This window comes from Shewanella eurypsychrophilus, assembly GCF_007004545.3.
GTDB lineage: Bacteria > Pseudomonadota > Gammaproteobacteria > Enterobacterales > Shewanellaceae > Shewanella > Shewanella eurypsychrophilus.
Window position 1 is genome coordinate 5,287,703 of the sequence record NZ_CP045503.2, and the last position, 15,639, is coordinate 5,303,341.

Consider the following 15,639-nt stretch of genomic DNA (forward strand, 5'->3'; position numbering starts at 1 on the left):
GAAACCTATGATACAGCTCTATTTTCTCACTTATTTGTCATTAGTCAAAAAAATTACATGGCCAGATATCAACTGATAACCAAGCCGATCGGAGTTGTTAGCAATATAACTACAAACATCTCCTTCAGCGCTCATTTTAGATACAAGCTGTTGAGACAATGTATCGTGACCTAAAAGCTGATACCAGAGTTGTTCACAACCCGATGAGTCAGCTTGATTCGGCAGAGGCCAGCCCCCTGAGCTCATTTTAACAATTGAAGTCGCATATTCTGTGCCAGCAGAATCCCAACTCAGATGCATCTCATCAGGGCGACCCTGTGCTAGCCACTGGGCCTTCACCATACCAAGGACATTGAGTAAACGAGTATGATCGACTCTTAAACCTTGTGCGCTGATATTATTCACTGAGCCAAAATAGCGAAATCCCAAAACGCTCAGCAAAGTCAGCAGCAAAACGATAGCAATCACCTTACCAAAGACTTGCAGTAACTCACCGTCCGCATGTTGCTGACTCTGCATACTATTTAAAACCTTTATCTAAATCAGCCATTCTCACCTAAGTTCCGCCCTTGACGACATTAAACATATCCCACCATCTACAGCTAAGTTGATGTTCATTATCAATTTCACTAAGACCCGCCCTTAACAACATTGAGCATATCCCACATAGGAAGATAAATACCCAGTGCTAAGATCAGTACGATACAGGCGACAAAGCCAATTAATATAGGCTCGAGTTTGGCGGTAAGGTTCTTTAGATCGTAATCCACTTCGCCTTCATAAAAATCGGCGGCATCGTTTAGCAATTGATCGATCTGCCCTGTCTCTTCACCTACGGCTACCATCTGTAACACAAGTGGAGTAAATAACTGGCTCTGATTCGATACTCGCAGCATAGAGTCACCAGATTCAATGCCTCGACGCATACCGACGATCCTGTCATGCATATAGGCATTATCTACCGCATCGGCGACTAAACTTAGTGCTTGGGTCATGGGAACGCCGGCACTGAGCATCATAGAGAAACTGCGGCAATATCGAGATAGTGTAGAGCGCTCGATGATACTACCTATGGCAGGAATATGCAGTTTCCACTGATCCCACTGCTTCTCACCTTTTTCTGAATTGTGCCAATAACGAATACCGATAAAGGTGGCAATAAGTCCCACCAGCATGGCGGGCCAATAATTAACAAACGCACTCGATGTACCAATCAAGATTTTTGTCGCCCAAGGCAAGTCGGCACCAAAGCGAGAAAACATATCGGCAAACTTGGGGATCACCATGATATTTAATATCACCATGGCAATAGCGATGGCGATTAAGACAAAGGTGGGGTAACGCATTGCCGCCTTAATACGGCGACGGGTTTCTTGTTCACGCTCGATATAGCCAGACAGCTGTATAAAAGCATCTTCAAGCTTACCAGTGTTCTCACCCACGTGAACCATAGAAACAAACAGTGCATCGAACACATCCGGGTGGTGATTCATCGCCGATGAAAGTGGTCGCCCCGATGTTAATTGCTCGGAGATATCATTGAGTGCATCTCGCATACGTTGTGAGTGTGTTGTTTCTGATAGCCCAGCAATCGCGCGCAGAATAGGAATCCCAGAGCGCGTTAATGAGTACATCTGCCTGCTAAAAATTTGCAGTTCGGCAAGGCTAACCTTAGGTCTAAAAATGGCGGCTAATGAGAAGTCAGGTTTCTCTTTAGTCTCATTGAGCTCTAAAGGGATCACCGCACGGGACATAAGCTGATCGGCAGCCGCACTTTCGGAGGTGGCATCAACCACCCCTGTCACCTGCTGTCCTTGAGCATCGCGCCCACGGTATTTATAGACTGCCATTAACTTTGTCCCTGCTCTTCAATAGTCACTTATTGCTTCACCATATCGGCTGAAAGAGGTATTTGAGATTCAGTCACATCTTCCACCAGCTTAGCCACCTCTTCTATCGTCGTCATACCCTCGGCGAGATACTTCAAGGCGGATTCTGCTAACGGAGTAAAATTCGGGCTATTTTTGGCTGCTTGGGCAAAGTCTTGCGGGTTGCCAGTACGCATGGCTTCAATCATAGATTCATCCAACTCTAAGATCTCAAACACCCCAATACGTCCTCGGTAACCACTGCCATTACAGCTTTGACAACCTGAGCCAATTTTAAATGTCGCCTGAGAAAAATCTTGTTGGCTTACGGAGTTTAACCAAGCCCAATCTTGTGTCGATAATTGATATTCGTTTGAACAATTCTGACAAACTCGTCTCACTAATCTCTGTGCAATAATCACCCGAAGAGCACTGGCTACTAAGTAGCTCGCCGCCCCCATATCCAGCAATCTTAATGCACTCGTCACCGCATCATTGGTGTGCAATGTCGATAGCACGAAGTGACCTGTTAACGCGCCTCTAAGACCAATCTCTACGGTTTCTTTATCTCGCATCTCACCCACCATGATGATATCGGGATCTTGACGCAAGGTGGTTCTCAATACATGTGAAAAATCTAGGCCAATTTTATGGTTAACCTGAACTTGGTTAATACGCGGGAGCTGGTATTCCACCGGATCTTCTACAGTGATAATTTTACGATCTGCGGTATTAAGCTCGCTTAACACACCGTATAAGGTCGTGGTTTTACCGCTACCTGTTGGCCCAGTAACCAAAAGCATTCCGTGGGGACGCTTAATCTGTTTACGAATTCGAGCTAAAATTTCTGGTGGCATCCCCGTTTCATTTAGGGTCAATAAGCCTGCAGATTGATCAAGCAGTCGCATCACCACAGACTCGCCATGATAGATAGGCATAGTCGACATACGCACATCAATCTTATGGCCTTTGATCTCCATATGAAAACGTCCATCTTGTGGTAGACGTTTTTCAGAAATATCCAAACCAGCCATTAACTTGAGACGTAACACCAGAGCAGCTGCAATACTCGCCTCTGGCAAAATATTTTCATGCAGCTGTCCATCGATACGCTGACGAATTCGCAGCACTTTCTCACCAGGCTCGATATGAATATCCGAGGCTCGCATCTGCACCGCATCTTCAAAGATGGACTGGAGTAACTTAACGACTGTGGTTTCGTTATCACTGTCACCGTCGGTCAGGCTCGCCAGATCGAACTGATCATCGGCGGCATATTCCTCTTCCAGCTTACCTGCTATCTGCGCAATCTCATCGGTGCGTCGGTAAAGATTATCGAAGGCATCTAGCAGCTGACTTTCAGTGACTACCGCAATCTTCAAACGCTTAGGTAAGACCTGCACCTCAAGGTTATCCATAGCCTGTAAATCGGCCGGATCGCTCATCGCAATTAAAACACTGTCGCCATTATCTTCGACCACTAAAGCACGATAGCGTCGAGCTTGCACCTCTGGCAGCAGGTTCACCACCTCTGCAGGAATAGGCCTTTTGCTGATATCGATAAAAGGAATATTAAGTTGCTGAGACAGAAACTGTAACAGCTGCTCTTCGGTGATAGATTGAAGATCGATAAGTGTGCGGCCTAATTTTTTGCCGCTGTGTCTTTGTTCAGCCAGTGCTTTTAACAGTTGTTCTTCACTGATGATCTGTTCCTGAACAAGGAGATCACCCAGCCGCATCTTTAACTTCGGTTTCACTCGCTATCTCCTAACTGAACTAGTCTATTCTCGATATAATCTTGAGCCTGCTTGGAAAGCCCCTGCGCCGACAACGCTTGTTGATAAGCTTGCTTTGCTGGCACATATTCTTGCTGAGCATCCAGGGCGTAACCTAATCCCATCCACCATTTAGCTTGTCCGGGAGCGACACGTAATAGCTTGCGGTAACTGTCTTCAGATAACTCATGTTTGCCTATGCTTTGAGCCAAACTCGATTGCATCGTCCACTTCTGAACATCTCTCGCACTTCCGTCAGGGATCTGGGTCAAACTGGCCATAGCTAATTGAGTTTTACCGGCGGCTTGCTGAACTCTGGCCAGTAATAATGAATAGTCGTACTCAAGAGGAAATATCGCGATGCCCTTAACTAAGGTCTCACTGGCTAAATCGAGACGACTCTGACCATAATACAGGGCTGCAAGCTGTCTTCTGGCTTTATGCATATCTGGAACAAGCGCTAACACTTCGCTGTAATAAACAATGGCATCACTCAGAAGCCCTCGCTCTTCTGCCGCTGTTGCCAGCGAGTATCGTCTTTGAGCTAATTGCTCATTGGATACCTGAACTTCTGTTACCGCCATCGAGCTCTCTCTTGGAATAGCTTTCAAGCTCGCAGCACGAGCTATAGTAGGCTCTGAAACTGGAGCAGGATCTGAGACTTGAGCTAGATCTTGAACAGGGTCTAGAGTTGGCTCAACACTCGCACTCTCTTTTATTGCTATAGCTTGTATTGCAGGAGCCTTTGCTACTGCTATCTCGGGTACTTGGCTTTCTTGGCTGATTAATACGTTAGCCTCTTGTGTGGCTGATGATTCTAAATCAAGTTCAGAGCTAATTGCATCAGCAGCAGTGACAGAGACTAGTTGTGAAACTAGAGGTTCAGCTCCCTGAACTGGCTCACTAAGAGGAGTTGTAGAGGCTGTGCTTATACCTTCCCCTTCACTAAGTTTGCTTGTATTAGCTACTGCACCATCGGCTTGAGCCACTCTAGTATTGGTAACACCTTTAGATATCGGCGTCGTAGCATTAGATAGCTGCATGTAGCTATATATGCTCCCAGCTATCAACAAAATCGATACCAGTGCTAATAATACCCAAGGTAATCTTGAAGTTGGCTTAGCTTGATACTGCACCGAAGCCACATTCAAGCTTTCCAGTGAATGAGGTTGCTGACGCTTATCCAAATCTTTCAGCATAGAGTTAATCACGCTCATGAGTTAACCCCATTGAATAAATGCAATCCAAGTCCAGCCATCAATGAGTTAACTTCATTAAATAAATACAATCCAAGTCCAGCCATCAATGAGTTAACTTCATTAAATAAATACAATCCAAGTCCAGCCATCAATGAGTTAACTTCATTTAATAAATGCAATCCAAGTCCAGCCATCAATGAGTTAACTTCATTAAATAAATACAATCCAAGTCCAACCATTAATGAGTTAATCACACCCATGAACTAACCCCATAAAATAAATGCAATCCAAACCCACTGACCAACGACATGATGCCAAGCCCCATAAACCAAAACCATCTGGCTCTCAAACTAAGTTTAGTATCTTGGGTATCTATGATAGCCCCTTTGACATGACGATATTCAACACGCTCAGCGCCTTCGCCAAAACTGAGCAACAAGGACTTATGTGCCAGAATATTGATCAATCTAGGTACGCCTTTCGAGGCAGCCGCTAACACACGGGTATTTTTATGGTTGAATAAGGGCTCTCCCTCGCTACCGGCTACACTTAACCGATAGTGAACATAGGCATTAGCTTCATCCAAGGTGAGTGGTCTCAGGCAGTAACTAAATGTGATTCTTTGTCTTAATTGCCTAAAGTTATGCTGATTCAGCCTTTCATCTAATTCTGGCTGAGCAAAAAGCACCACTTGTAATAGTTTTCGGCTCTCGGTTTCTAGATTAGTAAACAGGCGTAAAGCTTCTAAACTCTCATCTGGCAAAGCTTGTGCTTCATCAAGCACTAAAACAATTGAATGACCATGAGCACACAAGGCAAATAACTGCTGCTGAATAAGCCCAGTTAATTGCATCTGATTAATTTCGGCAGAATATTTAAGCCCTAACTCTAACGCGACAGCCCACCTTAATTCTTCAGGAGACAAATACGGATTAGGCAGGTAAGCACAATGAAAACGTTTAGGTAACTCATTGATCAATTTACGGCAGATAAGGGTTTTTCCGGTGCCGACTTCACCCGTGACCTTAATAAAACCTTCACCTGTCTGCAATGCAGTTTGCAACACCTGCAGCGCCTCAACATGAGGCGCAAGTCCAAAGAAAAACTCAGTATTAGGGGTTAATGAAAAAGGGGTCTCCGTTAGCCCAAAATGTTGCAGGTACAAAATTTACTGTCCTTGTTCGCTGTCATCTTGCTCTTCTGGATACCAGCGATCAAGTAGCTCTTTAGAGCGCTTTAATTCTTCTTTCCAGGTATTTGCCCCAACAACTGTAGGTTTGAGCAAAATCACTAATTCAGTCTTCTTCAGAGACTTAGACCGGTTAGTAAATAACTCTCCCAGAAAAGGAATGTCGCCCAATATAGGGACTTGAGATTTGATTTCGATATTCTCACTCTTCATCAAACCACCGATCACCACAACATCACCGCTTCTCGCCTTAATCACGGTATCTGATTCACGGATATCGCTTTGAGCAAGGGGAAGTTCGAGTGAGCTACCTGAAATTTTTATCGTTTTGATCTGTTCTTTAATATCGATAACCGATGGATGAATATGCAATAACACATTACCTTCACCATCTATCTGCGGCGTCACATCTAAGGCTATACCTGAGAAGAAAGGAGTCAGCTCCACTTCAGGTGTAGTAACTGGTGTTGTTCCAGCAACTGTTGTAGATGAAACATCGGTCACAAAGTACTCATCGGTACCCACTTTAATCACAGCTTTTTGGTTGTTTGAAGCGGTCACTCGAGGGCTGGAAAGTACATCTACATCACCTTGAGTATCGAGCAAACTGATCATTGCGCTAAAATCGTTGCCAGAAAACGTCAGCGAAGTCACACCACCAATCACACCGGTTATTTGATCTGATAAACCACTTCCGCCTGGGGATGTACCAAAAGATATGTCTGTATCACCAACATGGCCTAAAACATTTTCCCAATGGATCCCTTGCTGATAGCCATCCGATAACGTGACTTCTAATATTTTCGCTTCTAAGATCACTTGTCGTTGTAAGTGAGTCTCTGCCATTTGTAAGAAAGAACGAACTTGTCTTAATTCATTTGGGTAAGCTCGAATAGTGACAAGCCCAGCTTGTGGTGTTACAACGACCTGACGCCCACCGCTAGTATTGCCTACTATCGATACCAATGTTTCTTTTAACTCACCCCAAAAGTCTGTCTTAGTTGTCGAGCGAATAAAGGTACCATTGGTCGTCTCATTGCTACTACCGCCACTGCTAGAGTCAGAGCTGTTATTCGATGAGCTATTGTTACCATTGCCATTACTATTACTGTTGCTGCTACCTGAGCTTGAATTATTGTTACTGTCAGAAATTCGTCCAGAGTTAACTGAAGTCAAAGAAAGACCTTGGCGCTCCATATAGAGATAGTTCAAAGGGAATGTTTCTGTACGCATACCGGCTGGATAGATACGTAAAATTCGTCCTTCACGGCTAACTTCATAACCATAAATATCTTCAACAACCTGCAATGTCTCACTCAAGGTCACTCCCTTTAGCGACAGTGAAATCGTACCAGAGACATCTGGGTGAACAGCCACACTCAGTGGAGTGCCTTGCACTAAACTGGGGAAAAATACTTTAGCATCGACATCATGAGCTGAAACATCAAAACGACGCTCGGTTCTCTGTGTGGGTGCAAGCCCAGCAAGAAGTTCTGCCGAGGCGAGTTCTTTCTGGATAGATTCAGGCATTGTCGCCGGAGGCGGACTAAGCTTCTTATTCGATTCAGCTTGAACCGACTCCGCAAGCACCTCTTTAGAAGCTACAGGTTCCGGTCTGTTGGTTGTCTGGCATGCTACCAACAGCAAAGCTAACAGAGGCGTTATAGTTTTTAGCGCAGTCATTTTAATTAATTTTCCTTTGTCTCTGTTATTGCTTGGTACATGGCGAGGTTACGCCCATCTGATAAGGACACAGAACTTACGTTAATCGCGGTAATTTTCACACCTTGTATCCGATCTCCAACAGATAATATTTTATTATTTATCACAGCATAAGAAGCACTTCCTGACTTCAATACGCTGTTTAATACCAACTGATTTTCGTTATCTGTAGTCGTTGATGCGATAACAATCGCACCATGACCCGGACGAGTGGGATCTCGTAATGTTTCCGCCTGAATGCTAGTGGTAAGCAACATCAGTACAGCAATTGGCACGTTAGCCTTGAGTAGCGACACTGATAAAGTCCTTATTTATGCTTAAGGTATAGAGTTCCAGCACCACTGTCGCAACAGGATACTCATCAACCTTATAATCTATTTTTTTCCAGTACAGTTTATTGGGCATAGCTTCTACAGCTTGAATAAATTTGAGCATGGAAAAATAATCCCCTTCTAAGGTCAGACTGATCCCATGACTGTATAAATTCATTTTTTTATCATCGCCGACTTCAAGTAGTGGAGTCGGAGGTATAGATTTAAACTCGTGTAAATCTATACCTGTGACCTTACTAAGTAACTCACTCAGCAAGGCTGGCATATGATTAGCTGGCACCATATCGACCATCTGGAATGAAAGCTGGTCATCTAAGTCTGCATTTTGTTGCTTTAAAACCGCGAACCTATTGTTATAGTCGTCATTAGGATCTTGTGCTAAACGCTGTTCATACAGTTCAACTTGCTGCAGTGAGATATTATTCTCACTGGCTAAAGCTTTATTCTGTTTTGCTAATTTTTGCTGCTCTAGCAGTAAAGACTCAAAGGGCAGATAGCAAAGCATGCCTATCACGACTAAAGCTGCTGTCGCCACCATGACTCTTTCACGTTGACTCAGTACGTCAAATCGAGTGGCCCACTGTTTCCATATTTGCTTCACTTGGCCTCCTCCGTTTCCGCTTTGCTCGTCAAGGTGAAACCAAGTGGCTTATCTTCTCCACGGCTCATCGACATAGTGGCAAATGCATGGCCCTTCAACGTCTCAGTTGTTTTTAAACGCTCGACCCATAAAGGCACGCTATTAGGTGCCGAGCTGAAACCTTCAAAGATATAGCTATTTTCTTCCACGCGGATACGATTTAGCCAGATATTACTGTTTGCAACTCGAGCAAGATCGGTAAAAAGCAGCGAATAACCATGGCTGGTTAGCGCCTCTCTTTGACTCAACTCACCAATCAACATCTGTTTCAACTCCACCTGCTGAGACAAAAGCTCAACCCTATCGACAAGCCGAGCATCCGGTGTACGTTGGGCAATAGCAGACTCTAAGGATTGCTTTTTACTGTTCAGCAGTCGCTGCTGTTGCGTTAATTCTGATTTTTCTGCCTCTAAATCCAGCACTAAAACATAAGTAACAGTACTACTGACTACAAAAATGAATACCAGCAAGCCTAAAGCCTGAGTCAGGCGTTTAAAGCTGAGTCTTTGCTCTTTCGGCAGTAAGCTATCGGAATACAGGTTAACGCGTTTCTTTAAGTTCATACCTGCGCTCCTGCTTCACTTGAGTTAATTCGAGCAAACTCACCATAACTCAGCAGTGCAATTTTTGACTCAACAGAATCTATAGCAATAGCGTTAACTTTCTGGTTGAAGTTTTCACTCACCAGCTCGGCAAGCTTTTCGACTTGGCCATTAATTAACAGCTCTATCGAAGCGACTGGCGCCTGACGCAGTTGGCTCTCGAAATAATCCATTGAGCGCTGTAACTCCAAACTTAAATTGTCCGCCATTCCCATGGCTAACTCATCTTGGCTAACGGTATCGAGCTTATTAAAGCCCCTCACCCGTCTTTGCATGTAAAGTTCACCTTGCTTAACGACGGTCAATAACAGCTCCTGACCTGAAACATGGCACAAGACTAATCTCGCTTGATTATCTTCTGCAAAGAGACCGGTAACCGCCATCTCCTCGATACTGATCCCAATGATCTGTATTTGGTTTTCTTTCGCTGCAACCGCCATGGCTGACATTATCGGCTTTTCTGCCACAACCACGTTTAATTTATTACTATTGGCTAATGGCGAATCAAAATAATCAAAATGTATATCGGCTATCGACTGACTAACCATGTCTTTTACCGACCATAACAAGGCTTGAGAGATCTCCTCAACTTCTACATGGGGCTTATCGACAATTAACAATTGATAAAAAGATGCGCTTAAGGTGATATGAATACGAGCAGGCCCAAACTGCTTTGCCATCAGAGCAAAAACGCCCTGCCAGTCAGTGCCATTAAATGCAAACTCCTGAATGCTACCATTGGTTTCAATGATGTCAGACCCAATGGCTTGCTCACCGTCATTTGATGACGCTGTAGCTTGATACACAACAAGTTTATCTGGACGAACGTAGACACCAAGTTCGATATACGAATGGTTTTTTTGCCAGAAGGCCAATCTACTAAAAAGACTTTTTTCCATTTAAAGAACGTCCGTTATTACTTTAATCATGTTCCAATTCATACTTTGGATTGGGCATAGGAGGCCATAAGGATTGAGCTACAGAAGCTAAAACAGTGGAAGGGCTAGCATCTGAATGGGCCCTATGTGTCCAAGCGTCAAAATTCTTACACTTATTGTAGCGGCTAATCTGCTAATTTTATAGAAAAAACACACAATGAAAACGATCGAATAGGGTTTTGTTCACTTATAACTTCAAAACCTCTCACACTCAGCCTAAATAAGAAACTCTTGTTGTAAAAATCCAGCCTAACATCGAGGGCGGAGTACATCCTTAGACTTCCTCAACGGGATCACTAAACAAACTTCCCTGGCCAGCACTTACTCCGAGAATTTTTAACGTTTGCCACTCTTCGAAAGACTCGACGCCTTCGGCAAAAACTTGCACATCGGTACGATACAATCCACCAATAAGGCTTCGAACAAACAATTGATTTTCCTGACGAAGATGAATTTGAGTAACGATTGAACGGTGCAACTTAATAAAATCAAAATGACATTCTTTAATATATTGCGTACTCACCACTTGCTGACCGACTCTGTCCACACACAAGCTAGCTCCCATCTTCTTAATCATATCGAGTTTGTCTTTCAACTGAGATTGATGATGTACCACAATATCTTCATTTATCTCAAAAATTAGCCTAGGTGTTAAGTGCCGATATTCTAATAAGCTTGTCTTCAACCAGCGAATGAAAGCACGACTTAACAAGGTATCTAAGCTTAAATTAATACTGTATTTAGTGGTTTTATCTTTAGGATCAGAGAGTAGATCAAACAACACCATCTCAATGACCTGGCGTTCAAACTGCGGCGTTAAACCACATTTAATCGCCATTGGAATATACAAGGTTGCTCTGATCAGATTGTTTTTATTATCTCGAATGCGGCTGGATATCTCGAAATGCTGAGTCTCCATATCACTGTCCACTACAGGCTGGGAAAAAACAACTAACCGCTTATTAACCAGTGCGTACTCAAGAAAACTACGCCACCTTACCGAGCCCTTTGCCAACTCTTCATCTACGGCACCCTTGTCATACATAAACCAGCCACTACTCCCCTGAAATTGGGCAGCCCTCAGGGCACGCTCTGACTCATCAAGAAGCTGTTCCTTGGTATCTCCTACCTTGAAATAGGCAGCACCAATATGGAAGAAATCTTCATTATTATCGGTAACAGGCAGAGTTTGACTCAGACACACTTTAAGTAATTTTGCCGCTAACTTCTCAACATCTTTTAGTGAGATTTGCGGCACGACTATGGCAAACTGGTTAAAGGAGCGACGGGAGAAAATACTGTTTGCCTGGCTATCTAGTATCTGATTAATATCACTGATGGTCTGATTGAGCATCTCATCGATAGAGTCATCCCCTAGCTCTTGCTGTAGCAGATCCATATCCTCCATCTCGAGCAGAAATAGCACACCCGGTGCCATCATGCCGCGATCGTTACTCAATGCATCGAGACGATTCTTTAAAAATAGACGATTGCCAATTCCAGTTTCAGGATCGAGAAACGTATTAGAGCGAATAAATTGATCGAATCTAGCCCTTTGTTTTTCCGCATCATCTAACTCCAATAGCATATGAGTCAAAGCGCGGTTTATCAGCCGAGGACGACCGTCGCCCTTCTCAGCTAAGGCTTTCTCATATTCATTCTCCAAAATCAGCTTACTGCGTACTGCTAGATCTTCTATCCCCTGTAGCTCATTTGATAACCACCTCTGACCCTGCCGCACAAAAAAGATTATCGAAGTAAGCCCAATGACCAAAATGAGCAATTCGTACCAAGACAAAGAATACATTGTAAAAGGCTGAGGCAAGGTCACCTTCAGATTCAAATCTTCACTCTTAAGCAAAGGCCTTTGGTAGCTCATTCCTTCTGTTCTGGGCATATCAGACTGATAGCTATAAATTATTTCGTCTTTAGCCGTGATCTGCAGATTTAACGCGTTATAAGCCTTTAATATTGAGGGGAGCCAGGAGGAGAGTGATTGATTGTTTTCATGCTCATAATGATGAATAAGCATAGTTTCAAGCTCGGTGACCTTTTGCAGCTGAAATTTATAGGTCAACTGAGTGAAGCTCACTAAGGCGATAAGCAAAAATATAAAGGCAACCGCAGCTAAAGACATGAGCCAGAAGCTAGTTAATTTACGGGTTAAAATTTGTGTCAGTTTCATGATCCGCTTCCTGCAGAATTTATTATTCTTATTAAAATCGAAAGCAAGTCCAGATATGTAGACCAGAGAAAGCTCGATTCATCGCATTTACAGAACAGCGCAAAATAGTAAGACAGAAAAGGAAATTGTCTTATCTAAAGCTAAACCATACAAATAAATCTCTCACTCTTCAATCTTTGAGTGAAATTCACGTAAGGGTTTACTCTTTTACAATTTCAATACTTAGTGAAGAAAATAAAAAAGGGGCCCAAGGCCCCTTTCAATACAGCAACTAAGCTGAATTAACTCATGTAATTTTCAGGTAACTCTGTAATAGCAGCAACACCTGAATCAATGGCCGCTTGCGCAACAGCTTTAGCCACATTTGATAATAGGCGAGGATCCATAGGCTTAGGGATCACATATTCAGGTCCAAAACTCAAAGATTCAACACCTGGGTAGGCTTTAAGCACTGACGCCGGAACGTCTTCTTTGGCCAATTCAGCGATCGCATGCACGGCTGCAATCTTCATCTCATCATTAATCTTTGAGGCACGAACATCGAGTGCACCACGGAAGATGAATGGGAAACAAAGCACGTTGTTCACTTGATTAGGGTAGTCGCTACGACCTGTTCCCATGATCAAGTCTTTACGTACATCGTGAGCAATCTCAGGTTTGATCTCTGGGTCTGGATTAGAACAAGCAAAAATCACTGGTTTCTCAGCCATCAAAGCCACATCTTCAGCGCCCAAAACATTTGGACCAGAAAGGCCTAAGAAAGCATCGGCTCCCTTGATGACATCTCGAAGCGTACGCTTATCAGTATTGTTAGCAAATAATGCCTTGTACTCATTAATGTCTTCACGGCGTGTATGGATCACACCTTTTCTATCCAACATGTAAACATTTTCACGTTGAACACCACACTTAACGAGCATGGTCATACAGGCGATGGCAGCAGCTCCCGCTCCCATACAGACAAAAATCGACTCTTCAATTTTCTTGCCTTGGATCTGTAGTGCATTCATCATGCCTGCCGCAGTAACAATCGCAGTACCGTGCTGATCATCATGGAATACAGGAATGCTACAACGCTCAATGAGTGCCTTCTCGATTTCAAAACACTCAGGAGCCTTGATATCTTCTAAGTTAATTCCACCAAAGGTATCGGCAATAGCTTCAACTGTGTTGATAAACTCTTCAGCCGTACGATGTTTGACTTCGATATCTGTCGCATCAATATTGGCAAAGTGTTTGAACAGTAGCGCCTTACCTTCCATTACTGGCTTTGATGCTAGCGGGCCTAAATTACCTAAGCCTAAAATGGCTGTTCCATTTGAAATAACAGCGACCGTATTGCCTTTGGCTGTATAACGATAAGCATCATCTGGATTGGCAGCAATTTCACGTACGGGTTCAGCAACACCTGGGCTATAAGCAAGTGCCAGATCCATACTCGTTTCGGCTGGCTTGGTTAGGCAAACAGCTGTTTTGCCTGGTACAGGGAACTCATGGTAATCGAGGGCTTGTTGGCGAAGATCTGACATTTTTTTAATCCTGAAAATGCAACGAGTTAACTTTTAATGAGGTCTTTTTTAGCAAGCTATCTCGTCAGCTTTTATTAATGCTCACGTAGGGCCTACTAAAGTGGGTACGATACTCGAATTGTCACACTTTTTAAACAACATATTAGTAAAATTCAGCTAAAGATAAAGAATGTTGCTCTAAGGCTTATTTTGCAAACTTATCTGCGATGGATGAGAGCTGATTAACTGCCACTTTTTGTAGGAATAATACAACGTACCACGGGCTATTATCGGGGTTTCAAGCAGTTTTAGGTTCAAAATGTTGATAAACTTACTAGAATCTTGTCTAGGTATACCAATATAGAATTTGTTATCCAAAATTAGCCATAAATGCTGAGACTTTCTTTCAAAACCGGTAACAACACCTTTAATTTCTCCCCAACGGTTTAGATCGTCACGGTTAAGCTTGTCGACAGTCTTAGCTTGATAGTCTGGATGAGACCATAAACCTAAATTTTTATCACGAGCATTCAACTCTACCTCATTGAGACATTCCCAGAAGTAATCATTTTGGTACACACGAGTTTTTGCATAGCCTTTACGTAATAAGGTCTCCTGTAGATGCTCACCATCTAAGGTATAAACATATGCTAAGGTCCTGCCATATGGATCTAACTTTTTCCTATCGAAGGATAAATTAAGTAACTGACCGAGTTGCAGGTGCTGCTGCAGAAAATGACGAGCCTCCTTGGCATAGGGCTCAGACAGTGCCGGATACTGAAAGTCCATCTCGGGTGAGTCTATGCCAATTAAACGCACTAAGCGTCCATCCTTAAGGGTGATGGTATCGCCATCGTTGACATAATCTAGCTCAACTTGCTCATCGAAGCTTGTCGTCACACACTGGCTCTCAGAGGCTGTGGCCAGCTGAACTGAGAGGCTACACAGGCCTGTTAATAGAAATACGCAGTGACGTATCCATCGAGTTTTGTTTCGAAGCAGAATGAGGACCGAGAGGAGCTTAAAACCTAGCATTATTCTTTCTCCTCATTAATAGCATGCGGTGCAAGCTTAAATAATCACCATGAAGAATATAACAGATTAACAAAGACGGTGTTTTTCAAGATAGGTAACACTTTTAGATCTAACAATTAGGTGTGTAACACTTAGCTGACACAATAAAGGCACCGTAGCTAAGATGACACCTTAGCTATGTTCCAAGAGTAGCATGAGGGTTGAATTTCAGACACAAAAAAGGCGCCGTAGCTAAGATGACACCTTTCTATTTTCCCAAAGCAACATGAGGGTTGAATTTCAGGCACAAAAAAGGCGCCGTAACTAAGATGACACCTTTCTATAGTTCTAAAAACACGAGTGTTAAATTCTAGGCACAAAAAAGGCGCCGTATAGGCACCTTTTCGTTCGATATAGAAGTTCTTTAAAGAATAAAGATTACTTCTTACCAAGAGCACCGAAGCGCTTGTTGAACTTATCGATACGTCCACCAGTGTCCGTAACTTTCTGTGTACCAGTGTAGAATGGGTGACATGAACCACATACGTCCAAGTGCAGTGACTTACCTGCAGTTGAATTTACTTTAATTACGTTACCACAAGTACAAGTTGCAGTGATTTCTGCATATGCTGGATGGATATCTGCTTTCATTGGGATTACCTCTAAG

Annotated in this window: 15 protein-coding genes; all 15 read right to left on the reverse strand. The window is 43.3% G+C overall.

Annotated features, from left to right (window positions below):
* Positions 1-30 precede the first annotated feature (30 nt).
* Positions 31-519 (reverse strand): hypothetical protein, encoded by a 489-nt coding sequence (locus tag FM038_RS22635; protein WP_142873725.1) that lies wholly within the window; start codon positions 517-519, stop codon positions 31-33.
* Between the two features lie 110 nt (positions 520-629).
* On the reverse strand, positions 630-1,850 hold the full coding sequence (locus FM038_RS22640) for a type II secretion system F family protein (RefSeq protein ID WP_142873724.1): 1,221 nt from the start codon (positions 1,848-1,850) through the stop codon (positions 630-632).
* A gap of 29 nt (positions 1,851-1,879) precedes the next feature.
* Positions 1,880-3,625, reverse strand: coding sequence for a GspE/PulE family protein (locus tag FM038_RS22645; protein WP_142873723.1), 1,746 nt, complete (start codon positions 3,623-3,625; stop codon positions 1,880-1,882).
* Positions 3,622-4,860, reverse strand: coding sequence for a tetratricopeptide repeat protein (locus FM038_RS22650; protein ID WP_142873722.1), 1,239 nt, complete (start codon positions 4,858-4,860; stop codon positions 3,622-3,624). Before FM038_RS22650 ends, FM038_RS22645 begins: the two co-directional genes overlap by 4 nt.
* Positions 4,857-5,102: a hypothetical protein gene (locus tag FM038_RS22655; protein WP_142873721.1), complete on the reverse strand. Its 246-nt coding sequence runs from the start codon at positions 5,100-5,102 to the stop codon at positions 4,857-4,859. The genes FM038_RS22650 and FM038_RS22655 overlap by 4 nt, the downstream gene beginning before the upstream one ends.
* Positions 5,093-6,007, reverse strand: a complete 915-nt coding sequence (locus FM038_RS22660; RefSeq protein WP_142873720.1) for an ExeA family protein — start codon at positions 6,005-6,007, stop codon at positions 5,093-5,095. The genes FM038_RS22655 and FM038_RS22660 overlap by 10 nt, the downstream gene beginning before the upstream one ends.
* A gap of 3 nt (positions 6,008-6,010) precedes the next feature.
* Complete coding sequence (gene mshL, locus FM038_RS22665) at positions 6,011-7,714, reverse strand: pilus (MSHA type) biogenesis protein MshL (RefSeq protein ID WP_142873719.1); 1,704 nt, start codon at positions 7,712-7,714, stop codon at positions 6,011-6,013.
* Positions 7,715-7,719: 5 nt separating this feature from the next.
* Positions 7,720-8,049 carry an MSHA biogenesis protein MshK gene (locus FM038_RS22670; RefSeq protein ID WP_223292951.1) on the reverse strand — a complete coding sequence of 110 codons (330 nt, stop codon included), beginning with the start codon at positions 8,047-8,049 and terminating at the stop codon, positions 7,720-7,722.
* A complete protein-coding gene (locus FM038_RS22675; protein WP_142873718.1) occupies positions 8,030-8,686 on the reverse strand; it encodes an MSHA biogenesis protein MshJ in 657 nt (218 codons plus the stop codon). The genes FM038_RS22670 and FM038_RS22675 overlap by 20 nt, the downstream gene beginning before the upstream one ends.
* On the reverse strand, positions 8,683-9,288 hold the full coding sequence (locus FM038_RS22680; RefSeq protein ID WP_142873717.1) for a PilN domain-containing protein: 606 nt from the start codon (positions 9,286-9,288) through the stop codon (positions 8,683-8,685). The genes FM038_RS22675 and FM038_RS22680 overlap by 4 nt, the downstream gene beginning before the upstream one ends.
* Entirely contained in the window at positions 9,285-10,226 is a 942-nt protein-coding gene (locus FM038_RS22685) for an MSHA biogenesis protein MshI (protein WP_142873716.1), read from the reverse strand. Before FM038_RS22685 ends, FM038_RS22680 begins: the two co-directional genes overlap by 4 nt.
* A gap of 313 nt (positions 10,227-10,539) precedes the next feature.
* A complete protein-coding gene (gene csrD, locus FM038_RS22690; protein WP_142873715.1) occupies positions 10,540-12,450 on the reverse strand; it encodes an RNase E specificity factor CsrD in 1,911 nt (636 codons plus the stop codon).
* Positions 12,451-12,731: 281 nt separating this feature from the next.
* Positions 12,732-13,979 carry a malic enzyme-like NAD(P)-binding protein gene (locus FM038_RS22695; RefSeq protein ID WP_142873714.1) on the reverse strand — a complete coding sequence of 416 codons (1,248 nt, stop codon included), beginning with the start codon at positions 13,977-13,979 and terminating at the stop codon, positions 12,732-12,734.
* A gap of 177 nt (positions 13,980-14,156) precedes the next feature.
* Positions 14,157-14,993, reverse strand: a complete 837-nt coding sequence (locus FM038_RS22700; protein WP_142873713.1) for a thermonuclease family protein — start codon at positions 14,991-14,993, stop codon at positions 14,157-14,159.
* Between the two features lie 417 nt (positions 14,994-15,410).
* Positions 15,411-15,623 carry a 50S ribosomal protein L31 gene (gene rpmE / locus FM038_RS22705; RefSeq protein WP_142873712.1) on the reverse strand — a complete coding sequence of 71 codons (213 nt, stop codon included), beginning with the start codon at positions 15,621-15,623 and terminating at the stop codon, positions 15,411-15,413.
* Between the last annotated feature and the right edge of the window lie 16 nt (positions 15,624-15,639).